General features: G+C 60.8%; 12 protein-coding genes. 4 read left to right on the top strand and 8 right to left on the bottom strand.

The annotated features are described in order from the left end of the window. Positions 1 to 8 precede the first annotated feature (8 nt). The 3 genes from PM3016_RS22505 to PM3016_RS22515 all read right to left on the bottom strand — a co-directional run bounded on the left by PM3016_RS22505 (position 9) and on the right by PM3016_RS22515 (position 13,804). On the bottom strand, positions 9 to 6,677 hold the full coding sequence (locus tag PM3016_RS22505; RefSeq protein ID WP_014371059.1) for a non-ribosomal peptide synthetase: 6,669 nt from the start codon (positions 6,675 to 6,677) through the stop codon (positions 9 to 11). A gap of 64 nt (positions 6,678 to 6,741) precedes the next feature. Next, positions 6,742 to 12,132 carry a non-ribosomal peptide synthetase gene (locus PM3016_RS22510; protein WP_014371060.1) on the bottom strand — a complete coding sequence of 1,797 codons (5,391 nt, stop codon included), beginning with the start codon at positions 12,130 to 12,132 and terminating at the stop codon, positions 6,742 to 6,744. Between the two features lie 868 nt (positions 12,133 to 13,000). After that, positions 13,001 to 13,804, bottom strand: a complete 804-nt coding sequence (locus PM3016_RS22515) for a helix-turn-helix domain-containing protein (protein ID WP_014371062.1) — start codon at positions 13,802 to 13,804, stop codon at positions 13,001 to 13,003. A 177-nt stretch (positions 13,805 to 13,981) separates the two neighbouring features. On the opposite strand from PM3016_RS22515, the gene PM3016_RS22520 reads away from it, so the two are divergent. Beyond that, on the top strand, positions 13,982 to 15,679 hold the full coding sequence (locus PM3016_RS22520; protein ID WP_014371063.1) for a M3 family oligoendopeptidase: 1,698 nt from the start codon (positions 13,982 to 13,984) through the stop codon (positions 15,677 to 15,679). 182 nt (positions 15,680 to 15,861) lie between these two features. Here the strand turns inward: PM3016_RS22520 and PM3016_RS22525 are convergent, their stop codons facing one another. Both PM3016_RS22525 and PM3016_RS22530 read right to left on the bottom strand, forming a co-directional pair. After that, a complete protein-coding gene (locus tag PM3016_RS22525) occupies positions 15,862 to 16,683 on the bottom strand; it encodes a DUF6492 family protein (RefSeq protein ID WP_014371064.1) in 822 nt (273 codons plus the stop codon). 232 nt (positions 16,684 to 16,915) lie between these two features. Further along, positions 16,916 to 17,314 carry a VOC family protein gene (locus PM3016_RS22530; protein ID WP_014371065.1) on the bottom strand — a complete coding sequence of 133 codons (399 nt, stop codon included), beginning with the start codon at positions 17,312 to 17,314 and terminating at the stop codon, positions 16,916 to 16,918. A gap of 167 nt (positions 17,315 to 17,481) precedes the next feature. On the opposite strand from PM3016_RS22530, the gene PM3016_RS22535 reads away from it, so the two are divergent. The 3 genes from PM3016_RS22535 to PM3016_RS22545 all read left to right on the top strand — a co-directional run bounded on the left by PM3016_RS22535 (position 17,482) and on the right by PM3016_RS22545 (position 20,108). Then, positions 17,482 to 18,294, top strand: coding sequence for a hypothetical protein (locus tag PM3016_RS22535; protein WP_014371066.1), 813 nt, complete (start codon positions 17,482 to 17,484; stop codon positions 18,292 to 18,294). Between the two features lie 99 nt (positions 18,295 to 18,393). Beyond that, the gene (locus PM3016_RS22540) at positions 18,394 to 18,807 is read left to right on the top strand and encodes a hypothetical protein (protein ID WP_014371067.1); all 414 of its coding nucleotides are present in this window, start codon (positions 18,394 to 18,396) and stop codon (positions 18,805 to 18,807) included. A 146-nt stretch (positions 18,808 to 18,953) separates the two neighbouring features. Next, positions 18,954 to 20,108, top strand: coding sequence for an RCC1 domain-containing protein (locus tag PM3016_RS22545; protein ID WP_014371068.1), 1,155 nt, complete (start codon positions 18,954 to 18,956; stop codon positions 20,106 to 20,108). Between the two features lie 72 nt (positions 20,109 to 20,180). Here PM3016_RS22545 and PM3016_RS22550 read toward each other — a convergent pair whose 3' ends face one another. The 3 genes from PM3016_RS22550 to PM3016_RS22560 all read right to left on the bottom strand — a co-directional run bounded on the left by PM3016_RS22550 (position 20,181) and on the right by PM3016_RS22560 (position 23,379). Then, positions 20,181 to 21,275, bottom strand: a complete 1,095-nt coding sequence (locus PM3016_RS22550; RefSeq protein WP_013918871.1) for an AI-2E family transporter — start codon at positions 21,273 to 21,275, stop codon at positions 20,181 to 20,183. A gap of 306 nt (positions 21,276 to 21,581) precedes the next feature. After that, positions 21,582 to 21,770: a hypothetical protein gene (locus PM3016_RS22555; RefSeq protein ID WP_013918874.1), complete on the bottom strand. Its 189-nt coding sequence runs from the start codon at positions 21,768 to 21,770 to the stop codon at positions 21,582 to 21,584. Positions 21,771 to 21,990: 220 nt separating this feature from the next. Beyond that, positions 21,991 to 23,379, bottom strand: coding sequence for an MATE family efflux transporter (locus PM3016_RS22560; RefSeq protein ID WP_014371069.1), 1,389 nt, complete (start codon positions 23,377 to 23,379; stop codon positions 21,991 to 21,993). Positions 23,380 to 23,475: the final 96 nt, after the last annotated feature.

Genomic DNA, 23,475 nt, shown 5'->3' on the forward strand with positions numbered 1-23,475 from the left:
ACACTCTCCTACTTGGTTGGTTTCGGTTTGTTCTTCATCCGCTGCTCCCGCCGCTGCCGCAGGGAATCCTGCCGCATGGCGGCGCGCTCGCGGTGGGTTTGCGTCTGGAGCGCCGGCTCCTCTCCCCCGGTACTCAGGTGCTTGGCAAGTGCGGACACCGTCGGATATTGGAACAGATCCACTACCGGGATGTCCCGGCCGAGTGTGTCGGTCAGCCGGCTCTTGACCTGCAGGAGCAGAAGCGAATGGCCGCCCAGGTCAAAAAAATTGTCGTCTCTGCCTACCCGCCCGGTGCCCAGCAGCTCCTTCCATACCGAGCTGATGACGGCCTCCAGCTCCGTTTCCGGTGCCGTGTAAGTGACGGACAGCGGTTCGGTGAAGGCGGCGGACGGATCGGGAAGCTTCCGGCGGTCGACCTTGCCGTTCGGGGTCAGCGGCATCCGCTCGAGCCTCACGAAGGCGCCCGGTACCATAAAGCTCGGCAGCTTCTCCTTTGCGTAGGCCCGCAGCTGCTGCGCGTCCGGAAATCCCTCTGCGCCATCCTGCGGAGCAGGCACGTAGTAGGCAGCCAGCCGCTTCTCCCCGCTTGGCGACGGTACGGCGAGTACGGCCGCTTCCCTGACCTGCGGATGCTTCATCAGAACCGACTGGATTTCGCCGAGCTCGACCCGCATGCCCCGGATTTTGATCTGGTCGTCGAGCCGGCCTGCAATGCTCAGCAGTCCGTCGGGGCGGTAGACCCCGAGATCTCCCGTATAGTACACGATATCGTCCGGGCTGCCGGTCCATGGATTCACCGCAAACCGGCTTGCCCCTTCCGTCTCTCCCAAATAGCCGAGCGAGCGGAACGGCGTCCGGATGACGATCTCGCCGGGTTCGCCGATCCCGCAGAGCCCGCCGGCTGCGTTCACCACGAGCGCCTGCGTCTGCGGGAGTGGGCTGCCGACCGGCTGGACCGAAGGCAGCTCTTCCGCAGACGGTACGACATGACAGCACTTCGCGAGCGTCGTCTCCGTCGGTCCGTACAGGTTGACAATCTGCGTCCCTTCGTGGAAGGCGGACCGCCATGCTTGGACGAGTGCCCCGGTCAGCGGCTCGCCGGCGAAGAAGACATAGCGCAGTTCGGCCAGACGGATGCCATGGGATTCGCCTGCCGACACGGTTTGGCCGCGAACTGGCAGCTGCCCCGGAACCTTCGGCATCGACCCGAGCCAGGATTGCGCCAGTGCAGGAACCGAATGCAGGAAGGTGATGCGCTCCTTGTCCATCCACGGCAGGATGCGGGAGGCGGACAGATCCGCTTCGTCTTCCGGCAGGCAGACGGCCGCCCCGCTGGTAAGCGGGAGGAAGACATCGCGAAGCACGACGTCAAAGGACCAGCCGGTGAGCTGTGCCCCCCGGTCACCCGGTCCGATCCCGAACCGCTCCCGCTGCCACACGAGGAAGTGGGACAAGCCCCGATGACGCCCGAGCACCCCTTTGGGAACGCCCGTCGTTCCCGACGTAAAGAAAATATAAGCCGGGTCGTCAGGTTCCGGTGACCCGTTTGCGCGGTGTCCCTGCGGGTACTCCCGGGTGCCGGCACTCTCCGCCTCTGCTGCGGGGAGCAATGAGCCGGTGCGCTCGTCGGCAAGCACAAGGTCTCCCCATGCCCCCCCGGTAAGCATCGCTTCATCCGCCTGTCTGCGGGGACCGACATAGAGCAGCCGCTTAGCCCCCGAGACGGCAAGCATGGCTTCCTGGCGCTCCCGGGGCAGGCTGCGGTCGACCGGCATGAGCACGCCGCCGGCGGCCAGAACGGCAAGCGCCCCGGCGATCAGTCCGGGCGACCTCGGCCCGGCCAGTGCGACCGCTTCTCCGCGGGCCAGCCCCCCCGCCATCAGCCGATCGGCCAGAGCGTTCACCGCTTCGTTCAGCTCCCGGTACGTAAGCATCCCGCCCCGGTGGACCACAGCCTCGCTGCCGGGGTAACGGCTGGCTGCCGTGTGGAACATCTGCGGCACAGACGGGTAGAACGGCTCTTCGAGCTTCGCCGCCGGCTGGGGCAGCAGGGCCGCCCCAGCTGAAGTAACGAGCGAGTAAGCCCCGGCCGCCCTCGTGCTGTCGGCCGCCAGCTGCTCCAGCAGCCCGGCATACTGACCTGCGAATTCCGTCATGCGGGCCCCGCTGAAGAGCTCCTTCTGATAGACGAATTCGAGCTCCAATCCCTCCGCCCTCTCGTGAATGTAGAGCGTCAGGGCGAACTTGGATTCGGGCTCGCCGAGCTCCAGCGCCTCCACCTTCAGGCCGGGGAAGTCCGCCTCTTCCAGCGGTGTGTTCACATGATTGATCATGACATCAAAAATCGGGTTCCGGTTCAGACTGCGTTCGGGCTGAAGCAGCTCGACCAGCTTCTCGAACGGCATATCCTGATGGGCATAGGCATCCAGGCACACCTTACGGACACGCCGCAGCAGCTCAGTGAATGCCGGCCCGCCCGACAGGTCAACGCGCAGGGCCAGCGTCCCCACGAAGCAGCCGATGAGCCGCTCCGTTTCCGTGAGGGAGCGGCCGGCGACCGGCGTGCCGACGATGACATCCTCCTGCCGGCACAGCCTGCCGAGCAGAATGCTGAATGCCGAGAGGAGCACCATGAACAGCGTGGCGCCTTCCCTCCGGCCAAGCTCCTGCAGCTTCTGCATGGTGATGGCCGGTACCTTGACGGCGGTACGTCCGCCGTGGAAGGACATCCGCTGCGGACGGGGATGATCCGCGGGCAGCTCCAGCACCGGCAGCTCGCCGCCCAGCTGCCGCATCCAATAGGCGGTCAGCTCCTCCATCGCTCTGCCGGCCAGCTTCCCGTTCTGCCAAGCGGCATAATCCGGGTACTGGACGGTCAGCTCCGGCAGATCAGCCGGCAGGCCCTGCACCGCGCAGCGGTACAGCTCGCCGAGCTCACGTACGATCACTCCAACCGACCAGCCATCGGAGACCATATGATGCATGGTGAGCAGCAGCACATGCTCTGCCGGAGAGGTCCGGAGCAGCACGGTACGCAGCAGCGGACCGCTGTGCAGGTCGAACGGACGCTTCGCTTCTTCCAGGGCGAGCCGTTCGACCTCCTTTTCCCGATCAGCTCCATCCAGCCCCTGCAGATCAATCAGTGCGAGCACTGGCTCGGCCTGCTCCAGAATATGCTGGACCGGCCTTCCGTCCTCCTCCCGGATCACGGTGCGCAGGGCTTCATGCCGCTGCACCAGACGCTGCAGGCAGCCCGCCAGCACTTGCGCATCCAGCGGTCCGCTCATCCGTACGGCGGAGTAGATGTGATACGCTGCGCTCCCCGGCTGCAGCCGGTCCAGGAACCAGAGACGCTGCTGGGCAAATGACAGCGGAAGGGCAGCCGTTCTTGGCATCCGCGGAATCTCATCCCCCAGGGTTGCCGCTGAACCGGAAGCTTCGTAGTGCGATCCATCCGTGAGGACCGAATCCAGGACAGCCGCCAGACCGGCTGCCGTCGGGTGCTCGAACAGGCTGCGCAGCGGAAGCCCGATCTTCATTTCACTCCTGATCCGCGAGAGGACTTGGGTTGCGAGAAGCGAATGGCCGCCAAGATCAAAGAAAGAATCATAAATGCCGACCCTCTGCACTTGGAGCACTTCTTCCCAGATCCGCACCAAGACCTCTTCCGTCCTGCTCCGTGGAGCAGTATAAGAACGTCCCTGCAGGCCGCGGACCTCCGGTGCCGGCAGCGCCTTGCGGTCCACCTTGCCGTTAGGGGACAAGGGCAGCCGCTCAAGCACTACGAACGCCTGAGGTACCATGTACTGCGGAAGCCTGCGTCCCAGCGCTTCCCGCCACAATGCCGCCAGCTCTGCTCCAGCCACAACCTCTCCGGCAGGCACGACGTAGGCGGCGAGCTGCCGGTCGCCCGGCCGGTCCTCGCGGGCCATCACGAATGCGTCGCCAACCCCTTCGCACTCCCGCAGCGCCGCTTCAATCTCACCCGGCTCGATTCGATACCCCCGGATCTTCACCTGGTGGTCGATCCGGCCGAGGTACTCGACCGTCCCGTCCGGCAGGTACCTCGCCAGGTCACCGGTCCGGTACAGTACCGGCGTCCCCTCGTCCCCGTACGGATTCGCGACGAATTTCTCCGCCGTCATCCCGGCGTCGCCGATATAGCCGCCGCCCACCTGCACCCCGGCGATGCACAGCTCCCCCGGCGTTCCCGCCGGCACCATGCCGAGCTCGCCGTTCAGGATGTACAGGCGCGTGTTCGGCACCGGGCGCCCGATCGGCACCGGCCTGCCGGCCAGCGCCTTCCTATCCGTCAGCCGGCAGAAGACCGTCACGTCCGTGCACTCCGTCGGCCCGTACGTGTTCACATCCTCCGCCCGGCATGCCGGCGACCCGGTCCAGTCCGCCAGCTTATCGGCCGCGATCGGCTCCCCGCCGAGGAACACATGCCTTAACGAAGCCAGCGCCTCATACCCATCCGGAGCCGTCTCCTCGAGCAGCGGATAGAACGCGCTTGGCGTTCCATTCAGCAGCGTGATGCCGTGCTCCTTCACGAGCCCGGTCACCTCCCGCGCATCATACGGCCCGGGCGGCAGCAGCACGAGCTGACCGCCGGTCATCAGCGGAGCGTAGATGTTCTTCTGCGTGAGATCGAAGCTCGGCGACGTGATCAGCAGCACCCGGTCCGCTTCCGTCATGCCGAACTCGCGGGTGTACCACTGCATCAGATTCGCGAACCCTTTGCGGTACACACCCGCTCCCTTCGGCATCCCGGTCGAGCCCGAGGTGAAGATCACATACATCAGATGGTCCGGCCCGGCAGCGTTCTTCGGATTCTCATCCGGATAGAGCTCAATCCCCGCCTGCTCATCCAAGCAGATCACCGGGAGCTCCGGCTGCTTCGGCAGCCCGCCGGCCAGGGCCGACTTCGTCACGAGCGCCTTCAGTCCCGCTCTTCCGGTCATGTACGCGAGCCGCTCCTCCGGCAGCGCCGGGTCGAGCGGCACGTAGGCTCCGCCGGCCTTCAGCACAGCGAGCAGCCCGGCAGCCAGCTCGGGGCTTCGGTCCAGGCACACGCCGACCAGGGTGTCCGGCCCGACGCCGAGTGCCTGCAGCCGGTGGGCGAGCCGGTTCGCCATGCGGTTCAGCTCCCCATAGGAGACGGTCTGCCCGTTATAGACGAGCGCCGTCCGTTCCGGCGAGCGGGCTGCCCATGCCTCGAACTGTTCATGAACGCCCAGCTCTGCAAGTTCGGCCTCCGTCCGGTTCCACTCCTCCGCCTGCTGACGGATCTCCGGCTCGGTCAGCATCGGCAGCCGGCCAATGCGCTCGTCCGGAGTCGCCGCCGCTCCTTCGAGCAGCTGGAGGAAATGTGCGGCCATCCTTCCTACCGCCTCTTCCGTGAACAAGTCCGTGCTGTATTCGAATAAACCGTTGAAGCCCTGCTCCGTCTCGGTCAGCTCCAGCAGCAGATCGAATTTCGCCGTTGTCCGCTCAAGAGGAACCAGCTCTGTTTGCATTCCTTCCAGCTCAACGGACGCAGGCTGGGGCTGCAGCACGAACATGGTCTGGAAGACCGGGGTAACCCCGAGATCACGGCCCGGCTGCACGACTTCCACCACTTTGTCAAATGGCACGTCCCCATGACTGTACGCCTCCACGGCCGCCGCCTTCACCTGCCGTAGAAGGCGGCGGAAGGACACCTTCCCGTCTACTTGGCTGCGGATCACTAGATTGTTGACGAAGAAACCGATCAGCCCTTCGATTTCCTCCGAATCCCGCCCGGCCGCCGGCGTGCCGACCAGAAGATCCTCCTGGCCCGAATACCGGTAGAGCCACGCCTTGTAAGCGGCGAGAAGGGTCATAAAACCCGTTGTCCCTTCCTGCCGGCCCAGCTCCTTCAGCTTCCGTCCCACCTCTTCACTTACCGTGAAGGAAAACGCCGCTCCCCCGTTTCCGGGCTTGGACGGCCTCGGCGCAGCAGTGTACAGCTGCAGCAGCGGCAGCTCGCCGGCCAGCTTCTCTTTCCAGTAGGCGAGCTGCTCTTCCAGCGTGCCGCCCTGCAGCCAGTCCTTCTGGTAGTGCGCGTAATCCGCATACTGGACCGGCAGCTCGGGCAGTTCGTCCGGCTCCCCCCGTACGAAGGCCCCATAGAGCTCAGACAACTCCCGGATAAGCACACCGGTGGACCAGCCGTCGGAGATGATATGATGCAGCGTTACCAGCAGCAGGTGCTCCTCCTCATCGAGGCGGAGCAGCCGGATGCGGAACAGGGGGCCGGAGCTCAGATCGAAGGCCGCCTGCGCTTCTTCTTGCGCCAATCGGAGCGCCCGGTTCCAGCGGATCTCCCCGGGAATTCCGGTGAGATCCTCCACTGGAAGACTCCAGATCAGCCTCTCGCGGATCACCTGCTCGATGGTCCCATCCTTCTCCCGCAACGTGGTCCGCATGGTTTCATGCCGGTCGATGATCCTCCGGAAGGCACGCTCCAGCGCTTCCTGCTTCATCTCCCCCCGAAGCCGAAGTGCAGCCGGGATATGATAGACGGAGGGGTCCTGGAGCAGCTGGTCGATGAGCCACAGACGCTGCTGGGCAAAGGAGGCGCCGAAGGCATACACAGCCCCCTCAAAGGCAGTGTCCGCGGCTTCGTCCGTCGTGTTCTGCGTCACGTAGTTCATCTGGATACTCCTTTCTGGATGACACGATTACGATTATGTTTGGATGACATGAATTCAAGGGCCCCTATTGTACCCGGTGCTCGCTGCGCGAGAGCCGGGTCATCCTTGGCTTGGACGGCTTCGGCGTGGATTCTTCCTCCAGCGCCGCCGCCAGTTCGGCAATCGTCGGCGTATCGAACAGCCGGTGTACGGGAAGATCCGCCTGCAGGGAGGTCCTGATCCGGGAGATCACCTGGGTGGCCAGGAGCGAATGCCCGCCAAGCTCAAAAAAGTTGTCGTGAATGCCGACCTTCTCCAGCCCCAGCACCTCTGCCCATACCCCCGCCAAGGCCGATTCGGTGCGGGTGCGCGGGGGCGTATACGGCTGTTCCCGTATACCGCCGCCCTCCGGTACCGGCAGTGCCTTGCGGTCCACCTTGCCGTTCGGCGACAGCGGAAGCCGGTCGAGCAGGACGAAAGCCGAAGGAACCATATAGTCCGGCAGCTTCCGCCGCAGATCCATGCGCCACTGCTGCACGAAGTCCGCGGCATCCTGCCCCTTGCCCGGTACGCCGCCACCCACAATATAGGCTGCAAGCTGATGTTCGCCGGGACGGTCCTCCCTTGCCATGACGAAGGCGTCACTTACTCCGCCGCACTCCCGCAGAGCCGCTTCGATCTCCCCCGGTTCAATCCGGTATCCCCGGATCTTCACCTGATGATCCATCCGGCCCAGGTATTCGACCGTGCCGTCCGGCAGATACCTCGCGAGGTCACCGGTCCGGTACAGCACCGGTGCCGCCTCATCCCCGTACGGATTGGCTGTGAATTGTTCCGCCGTTAATCCCGGATCGCCCAGGTAACCCCCGCCCACCTGCACACCGGCAATACACAGCTCACCCGGCGCTCCCGCAGGCACCATACCCAGCTCGCTGTTCAAAATATAGAGTCGTGTATTCGGCACCGGACGTCCGATCGGAACCGGCTTGCCGGCAAGCGGCTTCATATCCGTCAGACGGCTGAACACCGTCACATCCGTGCATTCCGTGGGTCCGTAGGTATTGACCACCTGGGCCCGGCAGGAGGGGGACTGCGTCCAGGCCGCCAGCTTGTCGGCGGCGATCGCTTCCCCGCCCAGGAATACGTGCCGGAGCGTGCTTAACCCCGCATACCCCTGCGCCTCCGTCTCCTGCAGCAGCGGGTAGAAGGCGCTGGGTGTCCCGTTCAGCAGGGTGATCCCGTGCCGGCAGATCAGCCCGGATACTTCCCGCGCATCGTACGGGCCGCTTGGCAGAAGCACCAGCTGTCCGCCGGTCACCAGCGGAGCGAATATATTTTTCTGGGTAAGATCAAAGCTCGGTGAAGAGATCAGCAGAATCCGGTCCTCTTCACTCATGCCGAACTCCCCGGTGTACCACTGCATGAGATTCTCAAATCCCCGGCGGTATACGCTTGCCCCCTTGGGGGTCCCCGTCGAGCCCGACGTATAGATGACGTACATCAGATGCTCCGCTCCCGCATCATTCTGCGGATTTGTTTCGGGGTAGAGACCGGTGACCGGCTTCTCCTCGTCCATGCAGATGACGGTGAGCCCGGCCCGTTCGGTGAAGCCTTCGGCCCATGCCCGCTTCGTGACCAGCGCCTTCAATCCCGCCCGCTCCGTCATGTAAGCAAGCCGCTGCGCCGGAAGCGACGGGTCAAGCGGTACATAAGCTCCGCCGGACTTCAGCACGGCCAGCAGGCCTGCAGCCAGCTCGGGACTGCGGTCGAGACACACGCCGACCAGCGTATCGGGTCCGACGCCCAGCGACTGCAGCCGGTGGGCCAGCCGGTTGGCCATCCGGTTCAGTTCGCCGTACGTTACGGTTTGCTCTTGATAAACGACGGCGGTCCGTTCCGGTGCCTGTTCGGCCCATGATTCAAACCGCTCCTGGAGTCCCGTTCCTGGGTACGGGATATTCGTGGAATTCCATTCCCGGGCCTGCCGAGCCTCCTCTTCACGCGTTAGCAGCGGAAGTCTTGCAGCACGTTCGTCCGGATTCTGTGCCATGCCTTCCAGAAGCACGGTCAGGTGGGCAGCCAGCCGCCGCATGCCCTCTTCAGTAAAGCGGGCCGGATCGTATTCCAGCGTGCCGTGCAGCACTTCTCCCACCCGGCCCATCGTCAGGGTCAGATCGAACTGCGCTTCCTGAACGGCCGGTTCGCTGAGTTCCGCCGTGAGAGGTCCCAGGCTGACCGCAGCCCCCGGGAGCCCAAGTGCCGCAGCCACGAGACCGTCGTCCTGCTCCAGCACAGGGACATGCATAGAGAACATCACGTTGAACAGAGGCTGCCGGCCGCCCCGGTGAGGCTGGAGCCGTTCCACAAGCAGCGGGAACGGATATGTCTGATGCTTCAGCGCCTCCGTCACCCCTTGGTGCACCCGTCCGATCATTTCACGGACCGTTTCCCGGGGAACCGACGCCGTACGGATGACCAACGGGTTGACGAAATACCCGAAGGTCCCTGCATCATGGCGGTTCAACCGGCCCGAAGTCGGCGTCCCTACCGTCAAGTCGCTTTGTCCCGTGTAACGGTGAAGCAGGCAGGTGAATGCGCTGAGGAGGGTGCTGTACTGGGAGCATCCGCTTTCTCTGGCCAAGGCTGCCAGCCGTCTGGAGAGGGCGGACGAGAGGGTGAACCCGACCTTGCGTCCTCGCGGTTCATCCGGTGCGGGTGCAGGCAGCGCATGCTGCAGCTGCACGGGTTCCGCACCCTGCAGACGGCTCTGCCAGAACGCCAAGCCGCTCTCCGCCTCCCCTGCCGGCGCTTCACTCTGCCGCTCTACATAGGTCCGGTAGCTTCCAGGCTCGGCCGGCGTCCAGTTCCTGTCTTCGGTCAGCGCTGAATACACTTCCCCGAACTCCTTGGCAAACACGGCAAAGGACCAAAAATCTCCTATGATGTGATGAAGAGTGATCAGAAGGTACGCTTCGCCTTCACCGCAGCCGTACAGGTGTACGCGGAACAGGGGGCCCTGCTCCAAGTCAACGGGAAGCTCGGAAGCCTCCCGGATGCGTTCGAGAAGCTGCACCTCAGGCCAGCCCGCCGTATCCGTATAGGTGATGCAGTCCCTGACCGCCTTGTCCGGGATCAGCACCGGTTCGCCGTCCCTTTCGACAACCCGGCTGCGCAGCAGCGGATGACGCTGGTGCAGCGCATCAATAGCGCGGACGAAGAGCTCCGGCCGCAGCCCGCTGCGGATGTGAAGCGTCCGGGAGATGATGTAGGCCCGGCCTGCCGGGTTCAGCTTCTGCAGGAACCAGAGAGCCCGCTGGCCCGCAGACAGAGGAAACTCCGCCTGTGAAGCCGGTTCTGCCTGCAGCCTCTTCTTCTCTCCTTGAGACTCCGAAGACAGCAGCAGCCGGTCAATCACCGCCGCAGTGTCCGACAGGCTCGGTCCATCCAGCAGCGTATCGAACGGAATGTCCACCTCCAGTACCTCTTCGATCCGCGCCTTCCATTCGACGATCTTCAGCGAATCGAAGCCAAGCGTCTGAAGTGTACTCTCCGGACCGCAGCGCGACGGACCTTTGACCATACGTGCCGTTTCCGTGCACAAATAATGTACCAATTCCCTCCTTCTCTCCTCATCCGGCAGTTTCAGCAGCTCGGCACGATCCGGTAACCCGGGCCGCTCTTTCCTTGAACCGTCCGCCTCTTCCTTCTCACCGGGAGCCTCCGCTCCCGCATACTCCCCGTCCTCTCTGTACTTGGCCAAGATCTCCAGCGTACCTTCCAGATAGGCCTGCCGGCAGGCACTGCGCTGGATTTTACCGCTCGACGTCTTATGGATGGACGCCGGCCTGATTAAAGCAATGGCATGAACCTGCAGTCCGCACCGCTCCGCTACCGCTCCCACGATCGACTCGAATACCGGCATGGGGTCGCTCTTGCGGTAGGCACGCTCCAGCTCGTGCACGATCACCAACCGTTCTTCTCCATCCAGCGTGACCGAGAAGGCCGCTCCATTCCCTGAGCGGACCGCCGGATGACTCTCCGATACACAGAACTCGATATCTTGCGGGTAGTAATTCCTGCCCCGGATAATGATCAGGTCCTTCCATCTTCCGGTTACAAAGAGCTCCCCGGAAGACAGGAATCCAAGATCTCCGGTGCGGAGGAATGGGCCTCCACCCCCACCGGCCAGCTGGCCGCCGAAGGTCTCCGCCGTTTGTTCCTCCCGGTTCCAATATCCTTGGGCGACGCTTCTGCCGGTGATCCAGACTTCGCCCACCCGGTCCTCACCGCAGCGCTCTCCGGTTAAGGGATCCACAATAACCACCTGCGGGTCGCTCTCAAGGGTGCACCCGGAGCTGACCAGGCTGCGTCCGTCCGCGGAGTCCGCGTCCGCCGTCACCACCCGGTTCTCCTCCAGCATCTTCCCTTCAAAGCTGCGCACCACGGGGCCAGTCCCCCGCTGCGCTCCGGTGACAAAAAGCGTACTCTCCGCAAGACCATAACAGGGGTAAAATGATTCGTAACGGAATCCGCACGGTTCGAACACCTCGGCAAACCGCTTCAGGGTCTCCGCCTGAATCGGTTCGGAGCCTGTGAATGCACAGGTCCACCGGCTGAGATCCAAGGCTTGAAGCTCCTCCCGATCAATCCTGCGGACACACAGCTCATATGCGAAGTTAGGCCCCCCGCTTACGGATGCTCCTGTCCGGGAGATGGTCTCGAGCCACTTCAGCGGACTCTGGACAAAATGGGCCGGGGACATCAAGGTCACCGGAAATCCGGTATACAGCGGCTGGAGTATTCCCCCGATCAGCCCCATATCATGATAAGGAGGCAGCCAGATGACGCTACGGCTCTCCGGCGTAAGACCGAAGGAGCGCTGGATCAGCCCCAGGTTGTGCAGGAGATTATCATGGGTCAGCATGACCCCCTTGGGGGCAGACGTAGAACCCGACGTGTACTGCAAAAAGGCAAGACGGGTGCCCTGTGCTCCCACAGCAGGCGCACTCCAGCTCCCGGGATCTTCCTCCGACCACGAATCGGTGACTCCCCATTGAAGCTCGGTAAGTAATGGAGAATCGGGAAATTTGAGCTGAAGCTGCGCAAGTGTGGGGGCATCCGTGAGAGCAAAATCGGCCCGGCAGTCCGATACAATGGACTGCATTCTCCTCAGGTTGGCATTCAGGCGGGGCGGGTACGCAGGCACCGCAGCGGTTCCGGCATACAGACACCCGAAGAAAGCTGCAATATAATCCAATCCGGGCGGATACAAGAGCAGGGCTCGCTTGCCCCCCGCATCCCTGCGGGCCAGCCATACCGCGAGAGTCCTCGCTCTCCGGTCAAGATCGCCATAGGTCAGTACGTTCTCTTTTCCGTCCTCGGTTAGAAAGGAAAAAGCCGTCGCATCACTCTGCCGCTCAGCACGGCAGCGCAGTAAATCCACAAGGGAGTTTACTTCCGGCAGGATTTCTATCATTTAGGGATCCCTCCGCATAGTCTCATCTGATTTCGGAGCTCGATGTATAGAATGAAATACAATCCAAACAGAAGCGGTACCATGGACAGAAGCGTCATTACGTGTGGAAGGAAATGGAATTCAACCCGGGGAGAAAGGAAAACGAAGCGGGATTGCAGTGTCTCCGGAGTCAGCTGGATTGAAATTTCACGCTTACATGCGCATAAAAAAACGAGGGTATTGTAACACATTCCTTTCACGAACATTACATAATCAACGAAATTAATATAACACAAACACTACACTGAATTCACAAAACCAGCCTGTTTACGAAAACGAATGGAAAGAGTCTTGAATATTATTCCAAGAAAATTCTAGCATATGGAGAATAACCTAAGAAAGGGGTTGAATTTGGCGGAAATCAAATCAATTTGTCGAATTCACCAGAGATGTCATGAATATTTACATTAATTGACCCGAGATCAATTGTATGCGCTATACATTCGTTCGGTGTTCTATAGCCGGATTCGTCATACACTTCATCCGTTTTTTTCCGGTAAACTGCCTTTTCGCTTCAGGACAGGCCTTAGCCCTCTTCGGAATGGAGACCGGCGGGAAAACAAGAGGAAATCACATCGGGGTTGCTTTGCGTTTCTTGCTAATTTTTGGTTCGATCGCCCCGCTCCATTTTTTCATCTTTTTTGTATGTTTTTGATCCGCTCCCCAACAAAGCCGCCAGTGTGTACCGGCAGCCCTATGGAGAGCAGGGAACCGGGAGCCATACCGTCGAAAAACGTACGCCCCCCCGGTCGTCGAGTCGCAGCCGCGCAGCAAGCTGCCGTATGTAATCATCATAGAAGTATGCCCGTATTCCCCACACGAACGTCAGCTATCTGCCTCTCCCCGCCGAGTCCCGCAGCATCCCGTGCAGAAACCGGTTCATCAGCAGCGGCAGAGAGATCAGTATGGGCGGATCGTCGAGACGCGGCGGGTGGAGCATGACCTCCTGATGCGGGACCACCGTGAAGGGTTCGACCGTGATCGGGGTCTTCGACCGGGTGCGCAGCGTGGACTGCGGCAGCAGCACGTCCATGGCCTGCATGCTCCAGGAGACGGAGGTGGCCATGAGATAGTACGTGCCGGGCTTCACTCCGGTAAAAGAAAAGCTGCCGAGCGAGGAAAGCACGGTCCCGTACATCGGAATGCCTTCGGGAATCGGCTTGGCGAACAGCCCGACCAGGATCACCCCTTCGAACGGGACCTCCGCCCCCACCGTCCCTTCGATCCGGTCAAATGAAGCGCTTACCGTTCTTGGTGTACGCCAATCCTGGAGTGAACGCAGCTCCTGCAGATGGTGGTTCGTCTGCTGCACGGAGCCCCGGAACTCGGTAGGCGTCATTCCTACACGCTCGGTGAACCGGGTCGTGAAGGTCCCGAGGCTCTGCTGGCCGATCTCAAGACCGATATCCCTTACGCTCCAGCTCGTGCGCAGCAGCAGGTCCTTCGCCTTCTGAAGCCTCAGCGAGGATACATAATACAGCGGCGGCAGCCCGGTCTTCTCCTTGAACAGCCGGGTGAAGTGATAGGGGCTGTATGCCGCCTGCTTCGCAAGCCGCTCCAGGGGCAGCGGTTCATCCATATGCTGATGGATAAAGGAGATGACTTCGTCCATTTCGGAACAGTGGACCGGCATCCTTCCATCCCTCCTTGATTTCGAATGGTTTCGCATAATATCAGAACAAAAGTTCGCATTTATTTACATACTACCATAATTTTCTTGAATCGGAAACAGCAAAATTCGTTGACCACTCCCCTTTCCAATTGTTGTATAATTTTGGGGCAAGCCATTCTAACCGATAGGATGATGCCCATGCTGCAATTTGCCGAGTATGCATACCAAAGACCGGACCTCCAAGCCATGGAACAGGAATTCGGGCGTCATTTGGAAGACTTCCGCAGCGCGGGCTCCGCGGAGGAGCAGGCACACGCCCTCCAGGCGATCAACGGCCTGCGCTCGGGGTTTGAGACGGCCGCCAACCTGGCGTACATCCGGCATACGATGGATACGAAGGATGACTTTTACAAACAGGAGCAGGATTTTATCGATGAGGCACGCCCCGCCTTCCAAAGCCTGGTCAATCCTTTCTATGAAGCGCTGGCCGCCTCCCCGTTCCGCAGGGAGCTGGAATCCCGCTTCGGCAGACAGCTGTTCGCCCTGGCGGAGACCTCGCTGAAGACGTTCAGCCCCGAGGTGGTCGAAGATCTCCAGCAGGAGAATAAACTCGTCAGCGAGTATACGCAGCTGGTCGCCTCCGCGATCGTCTCCTTCGACGGCCGCGAGCTGACGCTGCCCGAGCTCGGTCCGTACCTCCAGTCTCCGGACCGCGAAATCAGGCGCAGAGCCAGTGCCGCGGGGTACACGTTCTTCAGCGCGAATGAGGAGCGGTTCGACGAACTGTACGATAAGCTGGTACAGGTAAGAACCGGACTGGCCCGGAAGCTCGGGTTCCCCAGCTTCACGCCCCTGGCCTACGCCCGCCTCGGCCGTACCGATTATGACGAGACCATGGTCGCCCGCTTCCGGGAAGGCGTGCTGAATGCGATCGTTCCGCTGGCCAGCCGTCTGAAGGAACGCCAGAGGTCGAGAATCGGCGTGGACCGGCTGTATTACTATGACGAGGGCTTCCTCTTCCCTTCCGGGAATGCCAAACCGAAGGGAGAGCCGGCTTGGCTGGTGAAGCAGGCGGAGCAGATGTACGGGGAGCTGTCGCCCGAGACGGGAGCCTTCTTCTCGTTCATGGCGGAGCGCGGGCTGCTGGACCTGTACAGCCGTCCCGGCAAAGCGGCCGGCGGCTATTGTACGTACCTGCCGGACTTCAGGTCGCCTTTCATCTACGCGAACTGCAACGGCACGGCCGGAGACATCCAGGTGCTGACCCACGAAGCCGGCCATGCTTACCAGGTCTACTGCAGCGGCAGGCTGGAAGTGCCGGAATACCACTGGCCGACGATGGATGCGGCCGAGATCCATTCGATGAGCATGGAATTTATCACCTACCCTTGGATGGAGCTCTTCTTCCGCGAGGATGCGGACAAATACCGGTTCTCCAACCTCGTCAGCTCCCTCACCTTCATTCCGTACGGCTGCGCGGTCGACGAGTACCAGCATTGGATCTACGCCCATCCGGAAGCCTCGGCGGATCAGCGCAAAGCGGCCTGGAGGGAGATCGAACGCCGCTATCTGCCCCACCGTGACTACGACGACAACGAGTACCTCGAGCGCGGAGGCTTCTGGCAGAAGCAGGGCCATATTTTTCATACGCCCTTCTACTACATTGATTACACGCTGGCCCAGCTCTGCGCCTTCCAGTTTTGGCAGCTGCATACCGAGCGCCCGGCGGAAGCCTGGGAAAGCTACAACCGGCTGTGCAAGCTCGGCGGCAGCCTCCCCTTCACGGAGCTCGTGACGGATGCGGGACTTGGATCGCCCTTCGACCCGCAGGTCGTCTCTTCCGTGATCGGGCAGATCCAAGTCTGGCTGGACGGTGTGGACGACAAGTCATTGTAGCAGCTTCATCCCCCGGGCCGGCAGTGTCTTTATTCCCGGCCGAAGACTGGCGGACACAGCAAGAAGCAGGCGGCCCACCGGCCGGTCTGCTTCTTGTTCTTTGTCCGCGTCCCCCTGTTCCAGACATTCCATCACGGCTGACGCAGCCCCCTGGAGAAGAGAATGCCTCTTCCAGAGGTCCGCTACCTCCTGCGCGCCTTCACGCCCCGCTTGTAGACGCTCCGCTGGTGGAAAGATACGGTCCGGTACGCCTTGGAGAGACGACGTACACGGGTACCGGTCAGGCGCGATGGATGCGAAGACAGCGCCTTGTTGCGGGCACTGCGCAGAATGCAGCTCTTGGACCTGTGGGCATAGACGTAGTTGCCGTACGTCTCGAACTCGGAGAAGCCGAACTGCTTCCTGCGGTCGATGCTCTTCAGAATCGCCTTGTACCAGGGACGTCCGTGTCTCTTCTCCATCGTCTTCTTGAGGCTTCTCAGCTTGGAGCGCTCGAACAGCATGTAGTGCGTAACAAAGGAACGCGGAGCCGTCTTCCTGCGGCCCATCAGCTTCCGGTAGGTGCGGAAGTATTCCGGCTGGCTCCAGTTCCGGCAGTAAAACACCGGCCGGCCTCCGATCCGGAAGCGGTGCGGACGGATGAAGACCGTGTCCGCGTCGACGACCAGGAAGCTGCGCCGGCACACCCGGTCCCCGCTCAGCTTGAGCAGCTGCTGGTAGAGCCAGCCCGAACGGTCCCACGTGCGGGAACGGTACCGGATCCGGCTCTTGGTCAGCGGCAGCAGCCGGGTCTCCAGGACGAAGGTGCAGTTTTTCTTCGCGCATAAGGCACGGATCCGCCGGCTGTCCGGTGACACGACATAGATCCGGCCGATGGGATGCCGGACAAACGCTCGGATGCTGTCAATGACATACGGAAGGGTATGCAGGTCTTTCTCTATGGCGGGAATCAGGACGTCGATCGCCGGTCCGCCTCCGGGACGCCGCGCCGCTCGCTTGCTCATCCTCTCAGCTCCTGTCGAATCTACTTGTACTCAGAGGTATCTTATGAGAGTGCTAGAGATTCGGTAAGGGACAACAGCGGCCGCCCCGCCAAAAAAATTCTGATTCCAAACCATGACCGTGTGAAATTCCGCGCTGAACTGGACGGTGCTCCCGGGAAGAAAACAGATATAAAAAAAACACCTCGAAGCGAGGTGTGGAATGTGCAGGCCGCACCGAAACGACGGACCGCCGCTAGCCGCTCTTCGGCAGACTCAGCTGCCAGGATACGCCGAAGCGGTCCTGCACACAGCCGAACTTCTCACTGAACGGCGGCAGAGCGCCGAGCGGCATCAGCACCTGGCCGTCCCGGGAGAGCTCTTCGTAAGCATGCTCGATCTCCTCGCTGGAGCTGCAGGTAACGAAGAGGGACATCGCCGGAGTGAAGGCATGCTCAGCTGTCGTACTGTTGTCAATACAGTTGAAGGTTTGTCCCTTGACGGTGAAGACGGCATGCAGAACCTGTCCGTTCTCCTGATAGTGAACCTGCCCGATGGAGGATCCTTCGAACAGCGATGTGTAGAAGCGCATTGCCTCTTCAGCTTGGCCAGAGAACATGAAAAAAGTGACCACGGACGGGACGGTTTGATCCATACGTTTCATCCCCTGCCTTTCACGGGTAGTTTTTCCTGCGATCTTTATCGTACTCTATTTTTGCATAAATTTCCTGCAGCATCCAACACTATCTAGGCTGAAGTCTATTTCATCATTCCGGCACATCATTCGGGGACATCATCCAGGTTCACAGAGGGGGAACGCCGATGGGAACGCTCGACAAACGGCTGCGCAGTCTGCTCAATAAAGCCCGCTTCACGGTGCGCAGCAGGCTCAGCTTCAGCCTGGGCCCCGTCCGCCTCAAGGCCGCCTCCAAGGAAGACCTCTTCCCCGATCCTTCGGTCCGGCGCAGGGAGCTGGAGTACAGGGAGCGGTACGATTTCGCCGGTTGGCATAAGCAGCTCGGTCTGCTCGACTACCGCCTGAATCTGTACTTTCTCGAGCTGCTCCAAACCTGCCGCCCCCACCTCGCGCCTCTCGGATTGGAGCGGATTCGTGCGGTGGATGTCGGAAGCCGGACCTTTTACTATCTGCCCGCCCTATTTCATTACTACCGGACCCTTGCTCCCCTGGATCGGCTGCATGGGGTGGAATTCGACGCTTACCGCCGGTACCAAACAGGCTCCACCGCCTATGACTATGCCCAGGCTTATCTGCGGGAGCTGGCTTCTCCCTGCGCCTCATATCTGCCCATGGATTTCCTCGAGTACCGTGAACCGTTCAATGTGTGCACCTTCTTCCTCCCGTTCGTCACGGAGGATCCGCTGCTGCATTGGGGGCTTCCGCTCGAGAGCTTCCATCCTGCCCGGTTGTTCGAGCACGCCTACAACCGGCTGGAGTCGCCCGGCGTTCTGATCATCACCAACAAAGGGGAGGAGGAGCAGGCTCACCAGCACCGGATTCTGGACTCCCTTGGGATCCGCTGCCGGAATCTCGGGCCGTTCGAGTCCCCTTTCTACGCCTACGATCTGCCAAGGTATCTGACCCTCGTGATCAAATCCGGCACGGCCGGGGAGTAAGATTGCGGTAGACGGGGGATTCGACCTCTAATCCACGTCCCGTTGACACGGTACGAATCTGCTGAAGCGTCAGCCTTACCGAAAGGCAGGTGATTGTCCATGCGTGTCATCCTTCGCGCCCTCCTCACTTTCACTGCTGCACTTCTCTCTGCTCTGGCAAGCTCCGTCACCGTCGTGGTCGCGGCAGCCGCTGCCATGGGTCCCGAGCAGCAGCCTTTCTCCTCCGTTTGGCCCCTCGCTTTCTTTTTTTCTCTGGGCGTGCTCTTCATCGGGGTCCCCGGCTCCGCCGCAATTCAGAGCCTGGCCGCCCGGCGGCATGATTCTTTCGCTCGGACACTGGCGCTTCATGGACTCACGGGCTTCCTCGTCATGGCCGCAATCCATTGCTTCCTGACGATCGGAGATCCACACAGAACCCTGCTCAGCCGGCAAGGAGCATTCCTTTCTATGGCCGGCGCCGTCAACGCAAGCTGGTACTATGTGTTCTCCCGTCTTGGCCGAACATGGGGGTAAGCTCCACAACCCGATGGCAAGCAGAACTCCCTTTCCACCAGGAAGGGATTTTTTTATCGTATTTTGAAACCTTTTGCACGTACTTTGCGTTTGGAGGATGAAGATATGGAATTTATTGTAATATTATCCGTTATGGAGGGAAACTCATGAACCGATTGTCAAAAGGGGGGAGCCGCTGGGCCATCATCCTTTGTGCTTCTGCCCTGCTTACGCTGCCAACCGCGGCTTCTGCCGCGAGTCAAGCTGGCGTCAGCTCCGCTAAGCCCCTCCCGAAGATCGAGCAGGTTGTAGACCCGGCCTTTCCCATGGCACTCGACGATCAGGGACAGGTTTGGGCCAAAGCTCTCAACACGATCTCGGTCAAGGACGGATTCCATCCAACCGTTCTCATTCGAGGCAAGGGCCTGGATCGGGTGTCCAGTGTAGCATCCAACGGCGGAGTTGCCGTTGCCCTGCGGGAGGACGGGAGCGTATGGACGATCAACAGGATCACGCCGGCCAGTGTCAACGATCACGTATCCGTCCAAATTGGAGAGCGTCTGCCGAAGCTTGAAGGCATCGTCAAGGTGGTGCTGGGCGGAACCTTGGGATTGGCGATGGATAAGAAGGGGGACGTGTGGGTATTCGAGATCGGATTCCATGTCGATCGCGGTCAGACCGTGGAACACATGGGGATTATGCCTGTACATCTACCGGCCCTGAAGAAGATCAAGGACCTGTCGTTCGGTTCGACCGCCATTACATTTCTGAAAGAGGATGGAACCGTGTCGCAAATTCCGTATACTTATCGCGAGTCCAAATCCTCGATGTACACGACGCTTCGTACGGCTTCTCCGGAACCGGTCAAAGGAATGAACGGAATCGTCAAGCTGAGTAAAGATTCGGCATTAATACGGGATGGGCGCGTATGGCTGTGGGGAGACGGCGTGTTGGCCAAGCCTGATCATGATGTGATGGCTCCGGCTGCCGAGCCCTTCCAAGTGAGCGGCTTGGATGACGTGGCCGACTTCGCTGCCGGCGGCGAGCATGCGCTATTCATCAAGAAGGACGGCACCGTATGGGCATGGGGCTACTTCAGTCACAACCCCAGCGCGCTTGGTGAGCTGCAGCCCAAGGTGTATCATGAGCTTTCTCCGATCGAGGGGTTATCCGATGCATCCTCCGTCATTGTACACGGAGAACACGGAGGCGATTCCGTGGATATTGTCGTCAAAAAAGATGGAAGCCTCTGGATGTGGGGGGCGGATGAGTCCAGACGCATCCATACCGCGCCCTTGCAGGTGGGCTTCCGCAATCCGTGAGTCCAGCAGTCAAAGACCTCCGAAGAGCATCCCGGAGGTCTTTCCGTTGTTCCTGATTCCGGCGTCCCCTGCCTATGGCAGCATCCGCTCCCGCTTCTCAAGCTGATTCGCATGGTGGAACTTGTAGATGCGGTAGCTTTTGAACAGAATGATCTTACCCACGGCATAGACGGGCACAGCGATCAGCAGGCCGACGAAGCCCGAGATGGACCCCGCGGCGACCACGAGAAGGATGACGGTTAACGGATGAATGTCGAGCTTGTCCCCCATGATCTTGGGCTGGAGCACATTGCCTTCGATCTGCTGGACCACGAGGGTGACGAGCGCCGCCTTGAGCGCCATGACGGGACTGACCGTGAGGGCGATGAACAGCGCGGGAATCGCTCCAATGAAAGGCCCGAGGAAGGGCACGACATTCGTGAACATGGCGAACAGCGCCAGGATGAAGGCAAAATCAAGCCCAATGAGCAGATAGCCGAGGTAGATGAACACGCCCACGAAGGCGGCCACCAGCGCCTGGCCCTTCACATACGCCGAGATGGTGAAATCCATCTCGAGCAGCATTTTGCTCAGCTCGCTCTTGTATTCGTCGGGAAAAGGCCGGACCACGCGGGTATGGAAGCTGGTGCTGTCCTTCAGAAAGTAGAAAAGAATGAATGGAACGAGCGTCAAGGTCGTCGCCGCGCTGGCGAAAGCCGAGACAATCCCCCCGACATTGTTCTGCGCCCACTCGATCAGGGAACGCAGCGTCGCGCTGACCCGCTGTTCAATGTCGTGGATGGAGAAGAACGTATTGTTCTCCTGCAGCAGGTCATCCGTCTTCTCCGTCGCGTCCTGAATGCTCTCCTGCAGATTGGTCGCCAAGTCGGCGAACTGCTGCTGAATCGTCGTGCTGAGGTAGCTGCCCGCCGTGGACATCACCATCGTCAGAATCGCAAAGATAAAAAGAATCGCCATCGTGCGCGGCAGCCGCTTCCCCTCCAGGTAATCCACGAAGGGACGGAGCAGATAGAATAGGAAACCGGAGATCAGCAGCGGGAAGAACAACGCGGAGAACATCTGCCGGAACGGGGCGAAGAAATAACCGATTTTGCCGAGCAGAAAAATAACCAGGAGCACCAGGATGGCCCCTACCGTATATTTAAAAAAATTCTCTCTGTACCACATGGGCATCCCCCCTGTTCAAGCACTTCCTTCCCCTACATTACCATGACGGGATCGCGCTGAATCAGAGAGGATGTTCGGGACAGCCAAGGAAGGCCATCCTGCGAGGGCGGTTCTCCCCCTTGCGGGAGAAATGGATCTGCTGCGCAGCGGTGCTCCACCCTTAAGCCGGACGGCATGCTATAGGACCGGAGGCGGGCACCTTACAGGACCCGGGTCCCCGGCACCCCCGCACAGGATTCCAGGCGCCCGCTCCGGTACGCATTCCTCCATCGTCGGGTCTCGTCTCGCTCTCCTACTATAAGGTGCTCATTCCCCCTCTTCGTCCACCACTTCCCAGGCGATGCTGATCATCCGGTCCGCCCAGCTGCGGATCTTGATCTCAATCGCCTGCTCAATCTCTTCGTCCGTGAGCTCGCCGAGCTTCGTCTCCTCGATCACGAGCTCTTCGGTCTTCACCGGCTGGCCCGCCACCGACAGTTCCACTTGAATACGCATGGTCCGGCCGCCCCCTTCCTATCGTCAGATTCTGTTCGCGTCATCTGCTTGACGCTTCGTTCTATGCTCGACTATAGGCAATTTGTTCCTTGAAATCAACTCGGGGGTACGGCGCTGACACCGCAGCCTGTGCTGCACCCCAACTGGGCTGCAGCGGCGCCCCCGCAGAAAAGCAAAAAGACCGCTGAAATCCAGCGGCCCTTGGGTGGTGCTTCAAGAATCAGGCGCCCTGCCCGGCAGCGGCGGGAGCCGTACCGGCGGGCTGCACGAGAGCTTTGCTCTCCCAGGCCCGGCTTCTCCAGCGGAGGAGCATGATCAGGCCGCGCAGCCATTCGTCCGCCGTGAAGGCGATCCAGACGCCCAGCAGGCCCATGCCGAGCTTGATCCCGAGCAGGTAAGCCAGCGGCACGGCGACGCCCCACATGGAGAGTACGCCCATCATAACCGGGAACCGGGCGTCTCCCGCCGCGCGAAGCGAGTTGATGACCACCAGGTTGAAGGTGCGGCCCGGCTCCAGAATGACCGAGAGCAGGAGAATGCCCGAGCCCATGGCGATAATGTCCGCATTCGTGGTGAACAGTCCCATGAGCTGCTCACGGAACAGGGAGGCGAACCCTACGACGGCGGCGGTCAGCAGGAAGCAGAACCGCAGGCTTCGCAGCAGCTTGTGATAGGCCGCCTTCGTCTCCCCCGCCCCGATCATATGGCCGATGATAATCTCCGTGCCCATCCCGATGGCCATACCGAGCGCCATGAAATAGTTGGACACGTTCATAACGTACACATGGGTGCTTAATGCGGCGGTGCCGATGATATTAATGAAGCTGACGATCATCATATGCTGGGACTGCCAGGACAGGTGCTCCCCTGCGGAAGGCAGGCCGATCGAGAGGATCTGCTTCAGGTAGGTGCTGTTCCACGTGATGTAATCCTTCAGCCGGATCGGATACGGGATGCGGCGGTACAGGATCACGATCAGGACCACCAGACCGATGAGCCGGCTGGCGGCCGTCGAGACGGCTGCTCCCGTGACCCCCAGCTCCGGAAATCCGAAGTGGCCGAAGATCAGCAGGTAATTGCCGGCGACATGGATCAGGTTCACGCCGAGGGTGACGAACATGACATCCCTCGTCTGGCCGTTGGACCGGATAATCGAGGAGATCGCGTACGACAGGGCTTCGATCCAGATGAAGGAGCCGATGATCGTCAAGTACTGCTTGGCGATGGCCGTCTGCTCCGGCGGCAGATTCATCAGACGCATGATCCCCTCGCCGAAGACCACCAGGGTCAGGCTCACGATCAGGCCGAAGATGAAGTTGACCGTGATCGCCAGCGCCGAGATGCGGCTCGCTTCCCTGGCTCTCCCGGCACCCAGGAACTGGGCGACGGCGACACTGGTGCCGATCCCGACAAAGCCGAACATCAGAATACAGAATACGATGATTTCATTGGCGAGACCGACGGCTCCGGTGACCCCATCCGAGATCCGGCTGAGCATATACACATCCGCGGTGCCGAGCATCATCCGCAGGACGGAGTCGACGAAGATCGGCCAGGTGACGGCGAACAGGCTTAGTTTTTTCCAGGTAGGCAGTGATTCGGTATTCATGATATAGGCTCCTCAGGTGTGTTCAAATGCCCCTAGTGTATGTTACGCAAGCGGTTGCAGTCAATTGCTTCTTCCCCTGAAACTAAAAAAGTTAAC

Origin of the sequence: Paenibacillus mucilaginosus 3016, assembly GCF_000250655.1 — a bacterium.
GTDB classification, from domain to species: domain Bacteria; phylum Bacillota; class Bacilli; order Paenibacillales; family NBRC-103111; genus Paenibacillus_G; species Paenibacillus_G mucilaginosus.

Excerpts from the sequence above, each read along its gene's own strand:
- PM3016_RS22545 (WP_014371068.1), top strand. The coding sequence starts at position 18,954 with ATGAACCGATTGTCAAAAGGGGGGAGCCGCTGGGCCATCATCCTTTGT.
- PM3016_RS22520 (WP_014371063.1), top strand. The coding sequence starts at position 13,982 with ATGCTGCAATTTGCCGAGTATGCATACCAAAGACCGGACCTCCAAGCC.
- PM3016_RS22525 (WP_014371064.1), bottom strand. The coding sequence starts at position 16,683 with ATGAGCAAGCGAGCGGCGCGGCGTCCCGGAGGCGGACCGGCGATCGAC.
- PM3016_RS22505 (WP_014371059.1), bottom strand. The coding sequence starts at position 6,677 with ATGAACTACGTGACGCAGAACACGACGGACGAAGCCGCGGACACTGCC.
- PM3016_RS22540 (WP_014371067.1), top strand. The coding sequence starts at position 18,394 with ATGCGTGTCATCCTTCGCGCCCTCCTCACTTTCACTGCTGCACTTCTC.
- PM3016_RS22550 (WP_013918871.1), bottom strand. The coding sequence starts at position 21,275 with ATGTGGTACAGAGAGAATTTTTTTAAATATACGGTAGGGGCCATCCTG.
- PM3016_RS22555 (WP_013918874.1), bottom strand. The coding sequence starts at position 21,770 with ATGCGTATTCAAGTGGAACTGTCGGTGGCGGGCCAGCCGGTGAAGACC.
- PM3016_RS22535 (WP_014371066.1), top strand. The coding sequence starts at position 17,482 with ATGGGAACGCTCGACAAACGGCTGCGCAGTCTGCTCAATAAAGCCCGC.
- PM3016_RS22560 (WP_014371069.1), bottom strand. The coding sequence starts at position 23,379 with ATGAATACCGAATCACTGCCTACCTGGAAAAAACTAAGCCTGTTCGCC.
- PM3016_RS22510 (WP_014371060.1), bottom strand. The coding sequence starts at position 12,132 with ATGATAGAAATCCTGCCGGAAGTAAACTCCCTTGTGGATTTACTGCGC.
- PM3016_RS22515 (WP_014371062.1), bottom strand. The coding sequence starts at position 13,804 with ATGCCGGTCCACTGTTCCGAAATGGACGAAGTCATCTCCTTTATCCAT.
- PM3016_RS22530 (WP_014371065.1), bottom strand. The coding sequence starts at position 17,314 with ATGGATCAAACCGTCCCGTCCGTGGTCACTTTTTTCATGTTCTCTGGC.